This is a genomic window from Fulverythrobacter ferritrahens (genome assembly GCF_020539485.1).
GTDB lineage: Bacteria > Pseudomonadota > Alphaproteobacteria > Sphingomonadales > Sphingomonadaceae > Andeanibacterium > Andeanibacterium ferritrahens.
The window spans coordinates 218,593-236,908 of record NZ_JACDXU010000002.1; the positions used below are offsets into that span (position 1 = coordinate 218,593).

20 protein-coding genes, 1 tRNA gene and 1 pseudogene are annotated in these 18,316 nt (G+C 62.4%); 9 read left to right on the forward strand and 13 right to left on the reverse strand.

All coding sequences use genetic code 11. The features are described 5' to 3' along the window. Positions 1 to 10: 10 nt before the first annotated feature. The 9 genes from H0274_RS09240 to H0274_RS09280 form a co-directional block, all read right to left on the reverse strand. Entirely contained in the window at positions 11 to 1,378 is a 1,368-nt protein-coding gene (locus tag H0274_RS09240; protein ID WP_226794874.1) for a M48 family metalloprotease, read from the reverse strand. Between the two features lie 90 nt (positions 1,379 to 1,468). Beyond that, positions 1,469 to 2,923: a PAS domain-containing protein gene (locus H0274_RS09245; RefSeq protein WP_226794876.1), complete on the reverse strand. Its 1,455-nt coding sequence runs from the start codon at positions 2,921 to 2,923 to the stop codon at positions 1,469 to 1,471. A 142-nt stretch (positions 2,924 to 3,065) separates the two neighbouring features. Continuing rightward, complete coding sequence (locus H0274_RS09250; RefSeq protein WP_461395895.1) at positions 3,066 to 4,349, reverse strand: MFS transporter; 1,284 nt, start codon at positions 4,347 to 4,349, stop codon at positions 3,066 to 3,068. A 53-nt stretch (positions 4,350 to 4,402) separates the two neighbouring features. Further along, positions 4,403 to 4,858 carry a DUF2141 domain-containing protein gene (locus H0274_RS09255; RefSeq protein WP_319018218.1) on the reverse strand — a complete coding sequence of 152 codons (456 nt, stop codon included), beginning with the start codon at positions 4,856 to 4,858 and terminating at the stop codon, positions 4,403 to 4,405. Next, positions 4,825 to 5,535 carry a sterol desaturase family protein gene (locus tag H0274_RS09260; RefSeq protein ID WP_226794878.1) on the reverse strand — a complete coding sequence of 237 codons (711 nt, stop codon included), beginning with the start codon at positions 5,533 to 5,535 and terminating at the stop codon, positions 4,825 to 4,827. Before H0274_RS09260 ends, H0274_RS09255 begins: the two co-directional genes overlap by 34 nt. Before the next feature lie 212 nt (positions 5,536 to 5,747). Next, the gene (locus H0274_RS09265) at positions 5,748 to 7,457 is read right to left on the reverse strand and encodes a DEAD/DEAH box helicase (RefSeq protein WP_226794880.1); all 1,710 of its coding nucleotides are present in this window, start codon (positions 7,455 to 7,457) and stop codon (positions 5,748 to 5,750) included. A 262-nt stretch (positions 7,458 to 7,719) separates the two neighbouring features. Then, positions 7,720 to 8,220, reverse strand: coding sequence for an MmcB family DNA repair protein (locus H0274_RS09270; protein ID WP_226794882.1), 501 nt, complete (start codon positions 8,218 to 8,220; stop codon positions 7,720 to 7,722). Positions 8,221 to 8,315: 95 nt separating this feature from the next. Beyond that, a complete protein-coding gene (locus H0274_RS09275) occupies positions 8,316 to 8,708 on the reverse strand; it encodes a hypothetical protein (RefSeq protein ID WP_226794884.1) in 393 nt (130 codons plus the stop codon). Positions 8,709 to 8,807: 99 nt separating this feature from the next. Next, complete coding sequence (locus H0274_RS09280) at positions 8,808 to 9,602, reverse strand: hypothetical protein (protein ID WP_226794886.1); 795 nt, start codon at positions 9,600 to 9,602, stop codon at positions 8,808 to 8,810. A gap of 160 nt (positions 9,603 to 9,762) precedes the next feature. On the opposite strand from H0274_RS09280, the gene H0274_RS09285 reads away from it, so the two are divergent. The 8 genes and pseudogenes from H0274_RS09285 (at position 9,763) to H0274_RS09320 (ending at position 15,255) form a co-directional block, all read left to right on the forward strand. Next, positions 9,763 to 10,182, forward strand: a complete 420-nt coding sequence (locus tag H0274_RS09285) for a DUF6152 family protein (protein ID WP_226794888.1) — start codon at positions 9,763 to 9,765, stop codon at positions 10,180 to 10,182. 96 nt (positions 10,183 to 10,278) lie between these two features. Then, positions 10,279 to 10,355: transfer RNA gene (locus H0274_RS09290), tRNA-Arg, on the forward strand. A gap of 248 nt (positions 10,356 to 10,603) precedes the next feature. After that, a complete protein-coding gene (locus tag H0274_RS09295) occupies positions 10,604 to 10,969 on the forward strand; it encodes an ArsR/SmtB family transcription factor (RefSeq protein ID WP_226794890.1) in 366 nt (121 codons plus the stop codon). Next, the gene (locus H0274_RS09300) at positions 10,966 to 11,451 is read left to right on the forward strand and encodes an SRPBCC family protein (RefSeq protein ID WP_226794892.1); all 486 of its coding nucleotides are present in this window, start codon (positions 10,966 to 10,968) and stop codon (positions 11,449 to 11,451) included. The genes H0274_RS09295 and H0274_RS09300 overlap by 4 nt, the downstream gene beginning before the upstream one ends. A gap of 27 nt (positions 11,452 to 11,478) precedes the next feature. Further along, entirely contained in the window at positions 11,479 to 12,108 is a 630-nt protein-coding gene (locus H0274_RS09305) for a DUF998 domain-containing protein (RefSeq protein WP_226794894.1), read from the forward strand. A 268-nt stretch (positions 12,109 to 12,376) separates the two neighbouring features. Then, positions 12,377 to 12,733 (forward strand): annotated as a pseudogene (locus H0274_RS15700) (TonB-dependent receptor plug domain-containing protein); the annotation flags it as partial. A gap of 502 nt (positions 12,734 to 13,235) precedes the next feature. Further along, positions 13,236 to 14,261, forward strand: a complete 1,026-nt coding sequence (locus H0274_RS09315; protein WP_226794896.1) for a TonB-dependent receptor — start codon at positions 13,236 to 13,238, stop codon at positions 14,259 to 14,261. Between the two features lie 319 nt (positions 14,262 to 14,580). Then, positions 14,581 to 15,255, forward strand: coding sequence for a sulfatase-like hydrolase/transferase (locus H0274_RS09320; RefSeq protein WP_226794898.1), 675 nt, complete (start codon positions 14,581 to 14,583; stop codon positions 15,253 to 15,255). Between the two features lie 89 nt (positions 15,256 to 15,344). Here H0274_RS09320 and H0274_RS09325 read toward each other — a convergent pair whose 3' ends face one another. Beyond that, on the reverse strand, positions 15,345 to 15,701 hold the full coding sequence (locus H0274_RS09325) for a GNAT family N-acetyltransferase (RefSeq protein ID WP_226794900.1): 357 nt from the start codon (positions 15,699 to 15,701) through the stop codon (positions 15,345 to 15,347). A gap of 71 nt (positions 15,702 to 15,772) precedes the next feature. Beyond that, entirely contained in the window at positions 15,773 to 16,651 is an 879-nt protein-coding gene (locus tag H0274_RS09330) for a pirin family protein (protein WP_226794902.1), read from the reverse strand. Between the two features lie 121 nt (positions 16,652 to 16,772). On the opposite strand from H0274_RS09330, the gene H0274_RS09335 reads away from it, so the two are divergent. Then, on the forward strand, positions 16,773 to 17,102 hold the full coding sequence (locus H0274_RS09335) for a winged helix-turn-helix transcriptional regulator (RefSeq protein WP_226794904.1): 330 nt from the start codon (positions 16,773 to 16,775) through the stop codon (positions 17,100 to 17,102). Positions 17,103 to 17,270: 168 nt separating this feature from the next. Here H0274_RS09335 and H0274_RS09340 read toward each other — a convergent pair whose 3' ends face one another. Continuing rightward, positions 17,271 to 17,708 (reverse strand): EF-hand domain-containing protein, encoded by a 438-nt coding sequence (locus tag H0274_RS09340; RefSeq protein WP_226794906.1) that lies wholly within the window; start codon positions 17,706 to 17,708, stop codon positions 17,271 to 17,273. A 14-nt stretch (positions 17,709 to 17,722) separates the two neighbouring features. Continuing rightward, a complete protein-coding gene (locus H0274_RS09345; RefSeq protein ID WP_226794908.1) occupies positions 17,723 to 18,298 on the reverse strand; it encodes a hypothetical protein in 576 nt (191 codons plus the stop codon). Positions 18,299 to 18,316: the final 18 nt, after the last annotated feature.

Sequence of the window (18,316 nt, forward strand, 5' to 3'; positions counted from 1 at the left end):
GGGCAGAGCGCTACTTGCGCTTCTTCTGCCGTTCAAGCTCCGCTTTCGCGGCCATCGCAATATCCTGCGCGCGCAGCCAGTCGGGCGAGCCAGTGGGCAGGCCCCTTTCAGCAGCTTCCGCGCTGGTGAGGGCCATGGCCATCTGGCCGCTCATCGATTGCTGTTCCGCACTGGCCAGCCTTGCGCGCGGCATATCTCCGCGCGCCGCATAGACCACCCCCAGCTGATACCAGGCGAAGGGATTGTAGCGGTCCTTGGTCACGGCGGCTTTCAGCACCTGTTCGGCTTCTTCGAAATTGGACTGGTTCTCGGTAGCGATCAGGGCATGGCCGAAGGTCGTGGCGATCAGTGGCGTGTTACCGGTGAGGCGCGTTGCCTCGCGCAGTGGCTCCAGCGCGTCACGCGGGCGACCGGATTCGAGCAAGATCTGGCCCTCAAGCTCCAGGAAATAGGGATTTTGCGGATCGGCTTCGATCAGGGCCCTGGTCTCCGTCAGCGCCTTATCCACCTGCGCATCCTTGTGATAGGCATAGGCCCGGGCATAGCGGGCGGGGATGCCGGTCATCGTGGTTGGATAGGCGCGCAAAGTGTCCTGCGGCTTGGCAAGATAGCCATAGAGCTTGGCCTTGGCGCGCTGGAAACGCTCCTCCAGCTGCGGATTGTTCGGCGTGTTCCAGGCCGGATCGCGCTGATAATCCCGTTCGAGATTGGTAATGCGATCCCCGGTGAGGGGGTGTGTGCGCGAAAAGCCGGCTTCATCGTCCTGACTCACGCCATAGCGGAATTCGAGATTCTGCAGCTTCTTGAAGAATTCGATGGAGCCCCGGCCGGAAATGCCCGCCTTGGAAAGAAAATCCACGGCCGCGGCGTCGGCGGAACTTTCCTGTACCCGGCTGAAGGCCAGATATTTGCCCATCGCGGCCTGCTGACCCGCTGCCAGGATGCCCATGCCTGCCTCGCCAGCGCCTGCCGCAATCGCGGCGACGCCCAGCAGCAGCGAGACGATGGTGATATTGGTCGCCTCGGAAATGCCCTCGGAACTGCGGATGATATGTCCGCCCGTGATGTGGCCCAGCTCGTGGGCCATCACGCCCTGAACTTCATTGGCCGTGTCAGCCGCGTTGATCAGCCCGCTATGGATATAGATCCTCTGCCCACCGGCCACGAAGGCGTTGATCGAATTATCCTGCACCAGCACGATCTCGACCGCGCCCCTGCCCAGCCCCGCAGCCTCGGCCAGCGGGTCGACCATGTCCTGCAACAGCTTCTCGGTTTCCGCATCGCGCAAGATCGATTGCGCAGCGGCGGGCTGGATCGCCAACTGCAGTGCGGCAAGCAGGGCGGCCAGACGGGCCAGAATCCGGATAGGTGCGCGCATTGCCTTCCTGCTATCGTTTAAGCGGCTGAACCGACGCTGAAGCGCTGCCAGATTTGGCCGCTTCCGCCAGGAAGGCAAGCGTTGTGTCGATCAGCGGATCAAGGCTCGCGCAGCCTTTTCGATCAGCACTACATCTTCGGAGATTTCCCCCAGCACCGCGATTTCGCCGGTGGCCATGCGGCGGATCATCACCAGGCCGAATTCATGACCCTCATCGGGAAGGTCCTCGAAGCTGGCAGGCTGGATCTTGCGCAGTTCGCGCACGATTGCCGTGTTGGGCTCGGTAGAAGCGCTGCTGGACGGCTTTCCGGCCTCTTCGCGGCGCAGCAGCCTTTCGGCCGCAACCACGCCTTTCAGCCCGCCCTGTGCCTGTCGCAGGAACTGGCCCAATGTGCCGCGTTCCAGACCCAGACGATGCGCATGGTTGAGCGCGGCGGCATATTCGGTGAGGCGCGTCTTGTCGTAATCAGCGCCGAATACCAGCTTCACGATCGGCGTCATCGGCGCGCGATCCTGCACCGCCAGGCCGGATGCCTCCAGCAGTTCGGCAAATTCATCGGGGTCTGCCGCAGCGGCGAGCGAGAAATCGTAAGCGCGGGAGATCGCATCATAGAGCGCGGCCCGCGTGCGGTCCTCGTTCGAAGTGGCGATCTGCGCGAATTCGCGCGCGGAGGCGAGCCAGTCGCCCAGCCCCATTTCGGCCTCGTCCATCTCGGGAAGGTCGATGGAACTCGGCACATTTTCCCCGCCCGCAATCGGGTCGGAGGCGGGAAGCGGAGCCGCGTCGAAACTGCCACCACCGAAATGCGGCACGGGCAGAAGGGCTTCATCCAGGCTGGGGATGGCATCGCGGGATTGCAGGTTGACCACATCCTCGGCCGCTGGCCCGTCCGCCCAATTTTCGATCGGCTGGTCGGCAGGGCGCGGCAGCACCGGAGTGGGTTCGTCTTCCAGAGCCTGGTCGATTTCGAGCATCAGCTCGTCCGTGGCGCGCTGGTCGGCCAGTTCCTTCCAGTTGATGACGCCATAAATGAAGTCGATCGTGTCATCGTCGCTGGAGAAGGGCAGCAGGATCCCGCGATAGAGAATGGTCTGCCGGCGTTGATTGACGAATTCGGCCTCGAACCCGATCGGGGCCTGATTGGCCAGAATCTGCATATAATGATCGGTGATGCGCGACAGCAGGGAACGGCTTGGCACGTCGGAGAGATGCTCGATCACTCCTTCGGCGCCGCATTCCTCAGCCAGCTTCTCGCCGAGATGCGAAATACCGGGATTCTCCACGCCGGCCGTGAAGTCCAGCAACACGCTGTAGGGCCCGAAATCGGGCAGCGCATCGGGATCAAGATCTTCGATGGAAGGAAAGTTCCGGTCATCCAGAAGGCTGGCCCAGAAATTATAGGCGCGCACCTGCATCCGGCGCTCGTCCCGGCCGATCGGGCCGGGATGCGGCTCGCTTGCGGCACCGTCATCGGCGGAATCATATGCGTCGCTATCGCTGCCAGCCCCGACGGGATCGGCCAAACTGCCTCTCAGCGTGTCCATGGCCCAAAAGCCCCCTTGCATCGTCTGGATGCCGTTTTGGCGCGACATGGTAAAATTACTGTTAAGTTGTGCCGGACTTTACGGCTGACGTCATTCGGTCAGCTAATCGACGTCAGTTTTCCGGGAATTACTTCGATTCGCATCAGACGGCGGGCGGCGCGAGACCTTCGCCGATGTGCGGCATGGGAGCCACTACGCGCAGCACCAGCAGCGAGAGAATCAGCCACGCGGCCGAAGCAAGCAAGGCGTTGGGAGTGCCCCAGAAGTCCGACAATGTGCCCCATGCCGCCGAGCCCAGGGCCATGCCGCCGAACATCATCGACTGGAAGATCGAAAGGCTGCGCCCCAGCAATTCGTCCGGACTGCGCATCTGGATCGATACGTTGAGGCTGGTCATGGCCGAGACATGGCCGCAGCCCGCCATGAAGGCGGCCACCATTGCTACCCAGATATTGGGCGCCAAAGCCAGCAGGGTAACGGCCGTGGCGGCGATGACGCTGGCTGCGCTGACGATCGCTTCCGGCCCGAATCGGCGGCGCACCCCTGCAACCCACAAGGCCGTAATCACCGAGCCGACGCCAAAGGCGCCGAACAGCAGGCCGAAGCCGATCTCGCTGCCCTTGAGCTGTTCGCGCGCGACCAGCGGCAGCAATGCCTGGAAGCTGATCACACCGATACCGAAGGCCAGCGCCCGCATCAGCACCCGGCGCACTGGGCTGCTGCTGACGGCAAAGCGCAGGCCTGCGCCGATGGCCGCTGTCATGCGCTGGCGTTGGGCGCGCGTGGGCATCTGGGGGCGCCAGCGCAGCAGGATGAACACCAGCGCCAGATAGCTCAGCGCATTGATCGTGAAGGCCGTGGAAGGCCCCCAGATCGAAAGCACCACGCCACCTATGGCCGGGCCCACGCTGCGGGCGGCATTATAGGCCACGGTGTTGAGCGAGATTGCCTGGGGCAAGTCCTCGCGCGGCACCATCTGGCGCACCGATGCCTGCCAGGAAGGGCCATTGAGCGCGAAGCCAACCCCGATGGCCATGGTGAAGAACAGCAGGGAGAAAGGCCCGATCAAATCCGCCCAGGCCAGCGCGGCCAGGATGGCGGAGAGGACGAGCATCCCCATATTGGCCGTCAGCATCACTTTGCGGCGGTTGTAATTATCCGCGATCACGCCGGCGAAGATGCCGAACATCAGCACCGGCACGGTTACCGATGCCTGCACCAGCGCCACCAGCAGGTGCGAATCGGTCAGTTCCGTCATCAGCCAGGCTGCGGCGGTCATCTGGATCATGCTCCCCAGCGCCGATGCCAGATTGGCCATCCAGATCTTGCGGAACACGGGCCAGCGGAACGGTGCGAAGGGCGATTCCGCGGTTATTGCCGCTGAAGGTTCGCCGAATTGAGTGCTGTCCATATCCGCCACGGCCATGGCCCTAGGCGTGCTTTTTGATTGCTGCAAGCACCCCGGCCTCACTTGCCCCTTCAAAGCATGTAACGCATCCGGATCGTCTGGCTGAGCGGCTGGCCACCTACTTCAAAGGCGGCGGAGGTGAAGCTGGGCGGGCCCATCTTCACCTTGGCATCGCGGGAGAAGCCATAGCCTTCCTTGGGCATCATCATCAGTGCCCGGTCGGCTTTGCCGTTATTGTTCTCATCATGCAGCAGGGCGATGGCATAGCTGCCCGCCGGTACATGTTCGAACTTGAACGTGACGGGGCCGGTTGCGTTCACCACCGCGCGGAAGGACTTCGGATCTTCCCGGCATTTGGGAAATACCTTGACGTTGTCCGTCATGCAGGCGCGCACCACGCCCTTGGCGTTACGCAGATCGGTGACGGTGATGGTTACGGTAGTGCCGCCATTCGTCGCGCCCGTCAGCAGCGCCGTGCCGGCCAGCGCCAGCGTCAGGGCTGCGAGAGGCCGCGATCCGTGCCGCACAGATGATCCCAGAAACGGAAATAGAGGCCGTAATTGCATCGGTAATTCTCGTGATGACGCTGGTGGTGACTGGCGGTTATCAGCCAGTGACCCAGCCGGGAATGAACAAGGGCGCGGGGGAACATCTCCCAGCCCATGTGATTGGTGACGCCCATCACTGTCATGATCGCCAGAACGGTGCCCAGCATGGCGATATGGATGGGAATGAAGAATACCAGGGCCGGGATCACCACTGCGCCGGTTAAGGCCTCTATCGGGTGAAAGCTCATGGCCGCCCAGGCCGTTGGCGGACGGCTGGCATGATGCACCGCATGGGCCACGCGGAACACCGCCGGGCGGTGCATCCAGCGATGGGTCCAGTAGAACCAGGTATCGTGCAGGAAGAGATAGAGGAAAAGCGAGACCGGAAGATACCACAGGGGATATTCGGTCCAGCCGGTATAGATCAGGGTCCAGCCCCGCTCCTGCCAACCCCAGGCGACAATGCCCGCCGGGACGCCGTAGATCCCTGCTGACGCGATCGACCAGAAGATTTCCATGCGAATCTGGGGGGAAAGGCCCTTGTAGAGGCCGGGGCGAACCCTCTGGGTGGCCCAGGCAAAGGCGCCGCTGGTGACGAGATAGCGCACCCCCACGATCAATGTCATCGTCAGGGCGGAAAGCAGTATCGCCATCATAGCCCTGTGCTCCGGCAAGAGCAGTGGCGGCCAGCGGGGGGTGTTACACCTGTTACACAGTCCATCGCGGCCAATGGCGCCGCAATACCTGCCCTATGGCGGATTGGCTGAGCGGCCCGGGCTGGGTGTGGAATCATGGCGGGCTCCCTACCACCTGCATCGCAAGTAGGACAGCCCGCCTGACATTCTAATCAGGCCTGATGCAGCAGGCTTCAGCCTTGGCGCGGAGCGCGGCGGCGCTGCGGGCGCTGGCCGCTTTCGGGGCGGCCTTCAGTGCGGCCTTCGGTCCGCCCTTCGTTGCGGGGGCCGCGATTGGCGCCGCCGTGACGTTGTTCGCCCTGACGGCGCTCGCCCCGATGATCGGGGCGGGCATCGCCGCGACGTTCGCCCGTCCGCGATTCTCCCGCGCGGGCAGGGCCCTTGCGGCCTTCGCGGCGCTGCTCTCCGGCGCGTGCGCCGTTCTGTTGCTGGGCGCCCGAATTGCCGCTGCGGGCCTGTTTGCCTTCGCGGCTTTCATCGGAATTCGGCCAGGGATGGCGCGGGGTGATGAACTTGCGGGCGGCTTCGCGCCGTTCGGCATCACGGCGCTGTCCGCCTCCATTGGCGGTGCCACCACCATTGCTGCTGCCACGACGCTCGCCCCGGTTTTCGCCGCGGCCTTCGCCGCCTCGGCGCTGTCCGCGTCCGTCACGCGAATTGCGGCGATCGCCCCGGCCCTCTTCGCGTTCCTCTTCCGGCTTTGCGCGCGGGGGGAGGGGAAGACGGGCCATTTCCGCACGGAAGCTTTCCGGCAGAGGCATCGGCGTCAGCTTCACGCCGGTCAGCTTTTCGATGTCGCGCAGATAGGCCTTCTCGTCCGGCGCGACGAAGCTCATCGCGATACCGTCTGCACCGGCGCGCGCCGTACGGCCAATGCGGTGGACATATTGTTCCGGCACGTTGGGCAGTTCGAAGTTGAACACGTGGCTCACGCCCGAAACGTCGATGCCGCGCGCGGCGATGTCGGTCGCCACCAGCACCTTCACATGGCCCTGGCGGAAGCTCTCCAGCGCGCGGATGCGCTGGGCCTGGCTCTTGTTGCCATGGATCGCCGCCGAATCGATGCCCGCTGCGGAAAGGTGGCGCACCACCCGGTCCGCGCCGTGCTTCGTGCGGGTAAACACGATGGTCCGCTCAAGGCTGCCATCATTCAGCGTTTCGCGCAGGCGCAGGGTCAGCAGGGCCTGCTTTTCCTTCTGGTCCACGAAAGTGGAATATTGCTCCACCCGTTCGGCTGTGGTGGCCTGTGGGGCCACTTCCACGCGCACCGGGTTTTTGATGAAGCGCTTGCCAAGCTCGGCAATCGCCTTGGGCATGGTGGCCGAGAAGAACAGGCTCTGGCGCTTTTCAGGCAGCAGGGCAGCAACACGGGTCAGCGGCTTGATGAAGCCCAGATCCATCATCTGGTCGGCTTCATCCAGTACGAAGATTTCGACATGGCGCAACGTCAGGGCGCGCTGGTCGATCAGGTCGAGCAGACGGCCCGGCGTGGCGACCAGAATGTCGCAGCCGCGCATCAGGGCGCGGGCCTGCTTGCCCACGGGCACGCCGCCGAACACGCACTGCACCGAAAGGTCCAGGAAGCGCGCATATTGCTTCATGTTTTCCGCGATCTGGGCGGCCAGTTCGCGGGTGGGGGAAAGCACCAACATGCGGCAGCCGGCATTGAAACGGCCAACCGGATTTTCGGCCAGGCGGTGCAGGGAAGGCAGAGAGAAGGCGGCCGTCTTGCCCGTGCCGGTCTGGGCGATGCCCAGCAGGTCGCGTCCTTCCAGCAGGGCGGGAATCGCCTGGCGCTGGATCGGCGTGGGATCGGAATAGCCCTTCGTGTTCAATGCACGAAGAATAGGCTCGGCAAGGCCAAGCTCGGAAAAATAGGACATGGAAAACTCTCTATGCGGCCGCACGGGCTCAAGGCCGGCGGACCTGTGGTTCGATCAAAAATGCGAACCTTGCGTGAAAAAGGCAGCTTGCTTGCGATGTGAACGATCGAAAGTTCGGGCGGAACACCGGGGAATGCCCGTGCGTCCTCACGCTGCCGGAACCGCGGCGGGAAGTTGGTCCCGCACGCCGATTGCTGCGCTGCACCTAAGCGCGATTGCCGCAAAAAGCAAGGAAATTGCGTGGTGCCCTTGCGTGGGTGCCTCAGGCGCCGCCCCAGCGGCCCACATGGGGATCGAGCAAAGCGAGCTGGCGGCGCAGGGCGGTGCGCGCCAACCGCTCCACTTCCACCTTGCGGCGCGCGGCGGCCAGCGGCTGCAAAGGGGCAGGGCGCAGGATTTCTGCATCATAGCCATCGGCCACGATCACGCCGCATGTGCCGGGCAGGAATGTCTCGGTTTCCAATGGAGCGCGATCCAGCTCCGGTGGCAGGCCCCAGAAGAACCGGTCGCAAAAGTCCAGGTAATCCGGCCACTTGGCGTCGCCCAGCAGGTCTGCCCGGCTAACCTTGATTTCGACAATGACGATCTGCCCCTTGGGGTCGATTCCCATCAGATCGGCCCGCCTTCCGTTCCGTAACGGCATTTCGGCAAGGCACCAGATGTCGTTGCGGGCAAAGAGCCGCGCAATGCCACGCGCCACAGCCTGCGCATGGCGCTCGGCCGCTTCCTCTTCAGCAGTCAATGTCGCGGGTGAATCGCCCATGTCCCGCAAATGGAACATATGGGGAACTCGGTCAACCGGCTTTGCGCCGAAGTGCGTTCAGCCCTTCGTCCGGGCCCTGTTTCGGGATGGGCCGGTCAGGCGTCGTGCGGCGCGAGTGAGAGCAGCGCGCTGCGCGCTGCGACGAATTCGTACCAGAGGGCCAGCGCGGCAGCTTGCGTATTTGCCCCGCGCGCATTCACTGCCAGCAAGGCCGTAATGCCCGGCTCCAGAATGGCGGCAAGATCATCGATGCCTTTTTCTGCGAGTTCCCTGCGCCAGGCGCCGGCGTAGCGGATGGTTTCGGGGAAGGCGGAAACCTCCGCCGAGAGGTTTTCGCCTTCAATTCCGGCAAGATGGGCCACTACTGCCGCGGCATCCTGCAGGGCCGCCCAGCGCGAGGCCGTTGCCCCGTCGAAAGTATCCGCAAAATGCGGGACGCCCGGCAGCGAATCGCTGCGGGGAATGAGAGTAGGAGGAACCGCGTTCATGCCAGAGGCATAGATTCCAGAAGTTTGAGAAATGGTTACCGGCGCGGCAACCTCTGCCACGCCGGTAAACCGGGGCCTTCAGTGATCAGCCTGCGGGAATCAGTTCGCGAAAGGATCGTCGTCCACTGTGTCGTTGCTCTCCAGGCCAAGGTCGATATTCGCACCGTTCTCGCCCGTGGTCAGGTGGTTGTTTTCCGAGCAGACATATTCGCGAATGGGGAAGGAATTATCGAGTTTGTAGGCCACCCTGGTGACGAAGGGGGCGGTAAGCACTTCCGGATCGGTGATCGTCATCTCGTCAATCAGCTGGCCGGGCTTTTCCATCCAGATCTTCTCGTCGACGCGCATCTTCTCGCTGTGATTGATGCCCGGAGCGATGAAGGTGGACAGGTTGAAGCCGGTGCTTTCGATGACCAGCGTATCACCTTCCCAATGGCCAATCGAATTGCCGTTGAAGAACAGGTCCGGCTCGGCAGGCAGCTTGCGCCCATCGGTGTAGATCCGGCGGGCCTGGGCATAGGCTTCGGTCAGGATCGTCACCCGGCCCGGCGAATAGAGAATCTCGATCGGATAGGGCTGCTGCATCAGGCCAGGCAGGCCCGGCGGCAGGCAGTGCGCCTGGGCATATTGATCGGGCCCGTGCTCCTTGGTGTCAGCGAGGTACTTGTCATAGGCGGCCTGAGCCGTGGGGGTGAGCTGGGGCTTTGCCGCCGCGCGCCCGCCGAACAAGGCGCCCCAGTCGGGATACCAGATACCCGTCCAGTCAGGCAGTTTGGTCACTTCCTGATAGGCGGTTGCGCGGGGGGTGGTTTCCCCGGCCGCCATGGCAGGGGTGACGAATGCCAGCGCGGAAGCGCAGGCAAGCATGCTCGCAAAGCGGGGTAGGCCCTTCATTTCACTCTCCGAAACGGTTTGTTCTCATGCCGTTTTGCCGTTCTCGTGTGGCGAGAATTTGCTCCAAGTCAAGCAGCGGGTTGATAAAGTCATGTAGGATTGGCAGATGGAAGCAAAAGCAGCATCCGCAAATTGAGGCGGATCATGCACGGAGAGTAGTATGTCTGGGAAGATTTCACGCCGCAAAACCATCCTTGGCGCCGCGCTTGCCGCCGGTGCCGTTCTCGCCGTGGGCGCGCCGCTGGCGGCGCATCATTCGACCGCCATGTTCGAATGGGGCAAGGAAAAGCCGATGCCCAATGCGGTTGTGGATCGCTGGGAATGGACCAATCCGCACACCTTCCTCTACGTGAAGGTTAAGGAAAAGGACGGCAAGGACCATGTCTGGGCGCTGGAGGGCATGAGCCCGAATCACCTGCAGCGTTACGGCTGGTCGCGCACCTCGCTCAAGCCGGGTGACAAGATCAACCTCACCTATTATCCGCTGCGCGACAAGCGCCGGGGCGGCTTCAACGTAACGGTCACCAAGGCCGATGGCACCAAGCTCAACCAGTTCGGCGAACGCGGCTCGACTCAGTAAACGGGCCGCTTGTGTACAGGCAAGGCGATGCGCCTGTTGAGGGCACATCGCTTTTGCCTTGGCGCGGGCCAGCAAGCTTGCTAGGCGGCGCTCCACGCACCCGTAGCTCAGCTGGATAGAGTACTGCCCTCCGAAGGCAGGGGTCACAGGTTCGAATCCTGTCGGGTGCGCCATACTGGTATAAGCGCGGAATTCGCTATTCCCGGCTGAAGCCATTCCCGAACAAATTAAGAGAATTTCGGTTGCGTTCAGCGACAGGCTGATGCTCAGCTCTCGATCAATCACGCCCTGAAGCGGAGAGCTTCTCAACCCTCATTGCAATCTGACTCGAGTTGATACTTAGGAATTGACCTAAGTATCAACTCGAGTCAGATTGGCTGCAATATCGGATCACGTACCAGCGAAGGAAGGAAAACGAATCTTGGCCGGAGCCGAACTAACGGTGGCGATGCACAAGGATGCTTCCATCGATGGCATTTTTCGCGCCTTGTCCGACCCGACCCGCCGCAGTGTGGTGGAGCGGTTGAGCGCCAAGCCTTCATCGGTCAGTGAACTCGCGGCAGCTTATTCGATGGCGCTGCCGTCGTTCGTCGAGCACCTCAAGGTACTTGAAGGTGTGGGACTGGTCCGGTCGCAAAAGGTTGGGCGGGTACGAACCTACGAGCTTGAGTCCAAACAGCTCAAACTCGTGGAAGACTGGCTCTCCAAACAGCGTTCCATCTGGGAGGGGCGGCTTGACCGGCTCGACAGCTATCTACTGTCCCTTAACAAGGAGAAATCGAAATGACGCCTTTTCCTGTGAAGGTAGACCCAGCGCTCGATCTGGTGCTGGAGCGCGAGATCGACGTCCCTGTCGACCTGGTCTGGCAGGCCTGGACCACTGCTGAGAGCATAAAGCACTGGTTTGTGCCGAAGCCGTGGAGTGTCACGGCGTGCGAAATCGACCTGCGGCCCGGCGGCATATTCAGCACCACGATGCGCTCACCGGATGGCGAAGAGTTCCCGAATGTAGGTTCATATATTGAAGTGATACCCAACCGGCGGCTGGTTTTCACGGATGCGTTGCTGCCGGGCTTTCGGCCTGCGGCAAAACCGTTCTTCTCCGCGGTGCTGACACTCGAACCCATCAGCGGTGGCACGCGCTATACGGCCATCGCCATCCACAACGACGAAGCTGCACGCAAATCCCACGAGGACATGGGTTTCCACGACGGGTGGGCAACAGTAGTCGACCAAATGGTCGCGCACATCAAGTCATCCGCTCATTGATCGTCGCTGAATAATCGGAGCACCGTCATGACCGATTATGAATTCACCGCCCGCGCCGCTCTCTTTGCTGGTGTCGTTGCAGGATCGCTTTTCTTCGTCGTCCCGACGATTGAGATCTTCCGCCGGCCCAACTTCGATATTGAACGTCACGCAATCAGCATGCTGAGCCTGGGTGAGGGCGGCTGGATAATGAAGGTGGTGTTCATTGTCAGCGGTCTGATGACCGTACTTTGCGCTTGGGGTCTCCACCAGGTGATTGGCGAGAATTTGGCGGGATTTACTCTCCCAATGCTGATTGCCCTTTATGGTTTGGGACTGGTGTTGGCGGGTATCTTCGACGCACCGGCCGGATTGGGCTTTCCGGCCGGAACCCCCATCGACCAGCAGCCGGTGATGACGACGGGTGCGACGTTGCACAGCATCGCGTTTATGGTCGCATTCGGTGCATTGATTCTTTCGTGCTTTGCCTTCGCCTGGTATTTCGCAATCCACGGTCAGCTTGCGCTCGCCGCGCTGTCCGCCGCCACAGGCCTGGTGTTGCCAACACTCATTTACCTCGGTGTCTCGTCCACTATCGCGCCCGGCCTCGCCTTCTATTGGGCTGCCATGGCCGGATGGGCATGGTTTGGCGTGAGTCTTTTGGGGATCAGGTCATGATTCCCACGGCGCACCCTGGTTCGACATAAATCACCCGGGTGCGAATCTGATCGCCCGCATTGGGCAAACGTGCCAGGATCACTTGTTTGCCCGCCGCCTATGATGCAGCCTGTTTCGCCGCAGTTGCGCACTATGTGCTGGAAGTCCGATATTCCAAAGATCTCCAAGGCTTGACCGGACTGTTATGAGTTATCGCTTATAACAGTCATAGAACGTTGCTCTGTTGCTATGCGCGGCAACCGCTGCCCTCGGAGGCGTGGCCCCTGCCATGGCGCAGGATACGGCCAGTGCGGCAGCGTCGAATGGCGACGTGGGGGAAATCATCGTCACGGCGCAGTTCCGTGAACAAAGGCTGCAGGATACGCCGATCGCGATCACGGCGATTGACGGTGAAGGCCTGACTGCCCGCAGCTACAGTACTGTAACCGATCTCACCAACAGTGCACCTAACGTGGTGCTGAAGCCCACCGGATCGGCATTCGGCCCCGGCGCGGCCGTGTTCATTCGCGGCGTCGGCCAGGCAGACACCAACTTCGCCTATGAACCCGGCGTCGGTCTTTACGTGGACGATGTTTATCACGGCACTGTCTTCGGCTCGCAGATCGATCTGCTGGACCTTGATCGGGTGGAAGTCCTGCGCGGCCCGCAAGGGACGCTGGCAGGCAAGAATTCCATCGGCGGCGCAGTTAAACTCTACACCAAGAAGCCCACCGGCGAAGGCGGCTTCCTGGAAGCCACGGTCGGCCCGCGCGATCAGCTCGACCTGCGCGGCAGTGCGGATTTCGCTCTTGTGCCCGACAGGCTGTTCGTGCGCCTTTCCGGCGTCACCCGCCACCAGCAGGGTTATGTCACGCGCTATGATTTCGGCTGCAAGAATCCTGGCGTGGCAGGGATTCCCGCTACTGGATCGCCCAAGAACGATTGCGTGATAGGGCATGAGGGCGGCAGGGATTACACTGCTGGCCGCGTGGCTCTGCGCTGGGTCGCGAGCGACGATGTCGAAGTGAACATCTCGGCCAGCAAACTGGTGGACGATTCCCAGCCGCCGCCGACGACGCTTCTCGCCCTGACGGTTGCCAATTCGCTGACGCCGGGTTTCACTGATCGCGCCCGGCTTGCCCTCCTCCTTGGTATTCTATTCGGAAGATACTATTCCGGCCGAAAGCATCTCCGGCTTTGCCCATGCGGTTGTCCATGTGACCGATCGCCTGAACCTGACGGGCGGCATTCGCTACACGCACGACAAGAAGGATTATTACTTCCGTCGCCTGAACGTGTTCGACACGAGCGAACCGAGCTACACGGCGCAGAACAAGATCGATGGGGTCGTGGGCAAATATTCCGGGAACCGCCGGGATTACCGCATCAATGCCGACTACGAGCTGACCCAGGATCTGATGGTCTATGCGCAGTTTTCCACCGGCTATCGCGGTGGCGGCGTCAACCCGCGTCCCTTCGTGATCCAGCAGGTCCAGCCGTTCGAGCCGGAATCTCTCAACGCCTACGAAGTGGGCTTCAAGAGCGACTTCCTGGGCCGTGCCGTGCGCCTGAACATGTCGGCCTTCATCAACGATTACAAGGATATCATCTTCGCCAATACCGCTCCCACCGTGGTAGACGGCGTAACGCTGAGCGCGCAGAACGCTACGCCCACCAATGCCGGCGATGCGCGCTTCACCGGGGTGGAGGCCGAGCTGACCCTGCGTCCGGTCAAGGGGCTGACTATCGATGCGACGGGCAGCTATCTGGACTTCCAGCTCAAGAACATCGGGGCTGCGGGCGCTACCATCAGCGGCATCACGCTTGATTCCCAGGCGCCCTACATCACCAAGTGGAAGGCCAGCCTTGGCATCCAGTACGAAGCCGATCTGGGTGGCGCGGGCACGCTGACCCCACGCTTCGACCTTGCTTATCAGTCCTCGTTCTTCCCATCGTCGGACAACAACCCGGCCACGCTGGTGCCAGCCTATACGGTAATGAACGCCCGCCTTGCCTGGACCTCGCCTGACGAGGACTGGCAGGTGGCGCTGGCCGTGACGAACCTGACGGACAAGTTCTATTACCGGAACAAGGGCCGCCTGCCGATCGGCATCGTGTCGGGCCAGCCCGGCGCGCCGCGTGAATGGTCGCTCAGCGTTCGCCGCAACTTCTGAGGTACCTCCCGAGGCGGGGCGCTGCCGGGCGATAAGTCCGGGGGCGGCCTGTCTCACCCTTCTTGCAGAAGGCCCGGATAATCTGCTGCCCGCAGGTCACGGCAAGGAGGGAATTTCCTTCAGTGCAGCTGTCAGGCAGTCCTCTACTATTCGGGCTGCAGGAGCAGCCGACGAAGAGCGCGCGATCACCCGCTGAAGCGGCGGAATATCGATGTTGAGTATTTCCAGCCGCCCCTTGGCGACGCTTTCCGCAAACCATCGATACATCGACATCGCATATCGGCTTCCGCTGCGCCCGTGACGTGGCGGCGGATCCCGCATGAAACGAAGAGAGGATTCCATGATTTCCAGCCATCGCAGCGCAGCGCGCGTAAGGGCGGCTATCGGCACGGCCATTGCCCTGGTCTTCAGCGTCAATGCGGCGGGTGCTGCGGCTGAAAGCCAGCCCGCGGCCCGCGCTCCGGCACGCGAATGGAAATATTATCCGCAACCGCCGCAGGCGCCGGCAGGGGCGCCCAACGTGCTGCTGATCATGACCGACGATGCCGGCTTCAGTTCCGCCAGCACTTTCGGTGGCCCGTTCCCGACCCCCACTTTCGATGCGCTGGCGAGAGAGGGGCTTCGCTATAATGAGTTTCACACCACGGCGATGTGTTCTCCCACTCGCGCGGCGCTGCTTACGGGGCGTAATTCGCATGCCGTGGCCAGCGGCTCGATCACCAATGTCTCGGTTGACGAGAAGGGCTACACCTCGGTGATCCCGGATAGCGCGGCCACGATGGGCCGCGTGTTGCGCGACAACGGCTATGACACGGCGTTCTTCGGGAAGAATCACAATACGCCCCTGTGGGAAACGGGGCCGATGGGGCCGTTCAACCATTGGCCAAACGCCTGGGGCTTCGATTATTTCTATGGCTTCAATGGCGCCGCGGATGACCAGTTCAGGCCGCAGCTGATCGAGAACCGGAATCAGGTCGAGCCGCCCGCTTCCTGAAGCGCTGAAGCTGGCTCAAGACCCCCGTCGGCAAAGCAGGCGGGGGTGGTCAGCCGTTCGGGGCGTCGGCTGCCCTACCGTCGATCCAGTCACTCACCCCTCATCTGGGCGGCGGTGAGCTTCGGCATTTCGCCGGGGCCGACGGTGAATACGTCGCGCCATTCGGGATGCTTGGCATAACGGGCGCGGACATAGGGGCAGATCGGGATGATCCTGAACCCGCGCTCCCGCGCATCGGCGATCAGATAATCGACCATGGCTGCGGCAACGCCGGTCCCCTTCAATTCGTCGGGCGCGCCGGTGTGGTCCGCGCTGATCAGGCCGGGGCCGCGATGGGTGAAGGTGATTTCCGCCTCCGCATCGATCCCGGCCACTTTCCCGACATAGCGGCCATGCCGATCGCCATCCTCGATCGTCACGGTGATTTTGCGTGCGCTGTCAGCCATGGCCGTATTCCTTTCGAGATCCCTATAGGCAAAAATGCCCGGAGAGAGTGTTCCCTCCGGGCATTCCTGCATCATGCCGGTGCGAGGGCGCCGAAGCGGCCCGAGTTGAAATCCGCGATGGCCTGCCGGATTTCAGCCTCGGTATTCATCACGAAGGGACCATAGCCGAACACCGGCTCGTTGATCGGTTCTCCGGTCATCACCAGCAGCATGGCGTCGCCATCGGCCCTGACCGCCACATCCGCGCCATCGCGGCTGAGGCGGGCAATTTCCGCTTCGCCAACGCCCTTCCCGTCGATGGTCACATGGCCGGAAAGCACTGCCACCATGGTGGTATGTCCATCGGGCACGGGCAGGGTGAGTTCCGCACCGGCTGCAAGGCGCACGTCCCACAGATTGATCGGGGTGAAGGTGCTGGCCGGCCCCTCTGCCCCGCCGAATTCGCCCGCCCCGAACTCACCGGCAATGATCCGCGCGCGCCCGCCGTCAAAACTGACTTCGGGGATCATGTCGCGCGTGATCGCCTGATATTTGGCTGGGGTCAGCTTGTCCTTCGCGGGCAGGTTGACCCACAATTGCACCATGCGGAACGGGCCGCCTGTCCGGGAATAGCCGGGAGAGTGGAACTCCTCATGCAGCACGCCTGCCCCGGCCGTCATCCACTGGACTTCGCCTGCGCCGATGGTGCCGCCCCCGCCGGATGAATCCCGGTGGCTGACTTCGCCGTCATAAACGATGGTCACCGTTTCGAAGCCCTTGTGCGGATGTTCGCCCACGCCGCGCGGACGGCCCTTAACCGGCTCGAAATTCCACGGCCCGGCATAGTCGAACAGCAGGAACGGGCTGATCGGCGCCGTTTCACCATGATAGCTGAACAGCGAACGCACGGGGAAACCGTCACCGACCCAGTGAGGTGTGTCGTTGCGCAGGATGGTTTCGAGTGTCTTCATCGTATGGCCTTTCCAGGGGGCGTATTCTGTTTTCGCCCCGCCCCGGGGCATTGCCTTCTTGCTGGAGGGAACATATGCGGGCGCTAACCGATCAACAAGTACGGTCCCTTAGGATACTGTGATGGACCATCGCGCGGACATAATCGAAGGCTGGCACTGCCCGGCGGAACGAGCGCTGGATTTCCTTTCGGGCAAATGGCGCCCGATGGTGATCTACTGGCTGATGGACGGCCCGCTGCGCTTCAACGAATTGCAGCGCAGGCTGGGCGGCATCACCCATCGCACCCTGTCGAGAACGCTCAAGGAAATGGAGGCGGACGGGCTTGTCGCCCGCAAGGATTACGGCGAAATTCCGCCCCGCGTGGATTATGCGCTTACAACCAAGGGAGCGAGCCTGCAGCCAGTGCTTGAGGCGTTGGAGAACTGGGAGAGCACGAACAGGCTTGGATAGCGGCTATTTCGATGCATCGCGGGCAGCGACGTCCGCACTGGAGGCATCTGGCCATTGGTCGCGAAAGGCCAGGTGAGCCTCCTCCTTGCCCCTTGAGGTCTGGGGGCGCGCCTCCTCTATGGGCTACCGGCAGCGGAGGAGACTATGCGCTGCCGGTAGCCACCTCGCTTATCTGGTGCGGCGTGCGGCGAGTGTTTCGCGGAATGTCGCCAATTCGCGGGAATCGATGACGCCGTTGTTATTCCCGTCTGCGTGATCGAACATCGGGGTGGGGCCGTTCACGAACTCCTTGCGGGTAACCCGTCCGTCGCCATCCGTATCCATATGAGCGGCAAGCTCCTGCAATTGTTCGCCGCCCGAGCGTCTGAGCAGCCGGCGCTTGCCCGCGTCGTCCTTGTTGATGACGCCATCCTTGTTACGGTCGAGGCGTTCGAACAGGCGGCTGCGCGCCTCGGTATATTCCGCCCGGGTGATCTGTCCGTCCCCATCAAGGTCGCTGCGTTCCAGCAACTGGCCCGGATCGCGCTGACCTTGCGCCTGTGCCTGTACCGGCGCCAGACAGAGGGTAGCCGCTATGGTGATGGCGGTCGGAAGGATAAGTTTCACGATACCATTCCTCCTCAGTCAGGCCGCGGATAGGTGCGGCTGCTTGTGACCGAACGGCCCGAATTGGTCGTGGCGTTGCGATTGACGGTGATCGATCCGTCATTGACCGAAACGTCGCGAGTGGAGGCGTATCCTCGCCCGTTCGACGTCGAACCGCCCCGCTGCCGGGTATAGCCATCGTCAGTGCGATAGATAGTGCTCCACCCCGCCTGGCTGTTGCCGTCGGCCCCCGTGCGGTTACGTTGAGTGCTGATCGAGCCGTCAGGATTACGGGTGGCCGTGCTGCTTCGGTTCATGGTGGTGCCATTGGCGCGCTTGCGCTCCACAGAGTTGCTGATTGTACCCTCGCCCCGCGTGGTGGTGCGGGTCTGGCGATAGCCATGGCCGCCGTTGGTTATCACGCCGCGCGTCACCTGGGCAGAGCCGGGCTGGCGCGATACGTGGCGGCCTGCGGCGTAGCCGCCGCCATGGGGCCCTCTGGCAATGGTCACGTGACCATGCTGGCGCGCGTCGGCCGATGTGGCGGTAATTGCCGCCGTACTCGACGCCAGCAGCGCGGCGAATATCCGAAAGGATCGGGATCTGAACATGGAATGCTTCCTGGCAGT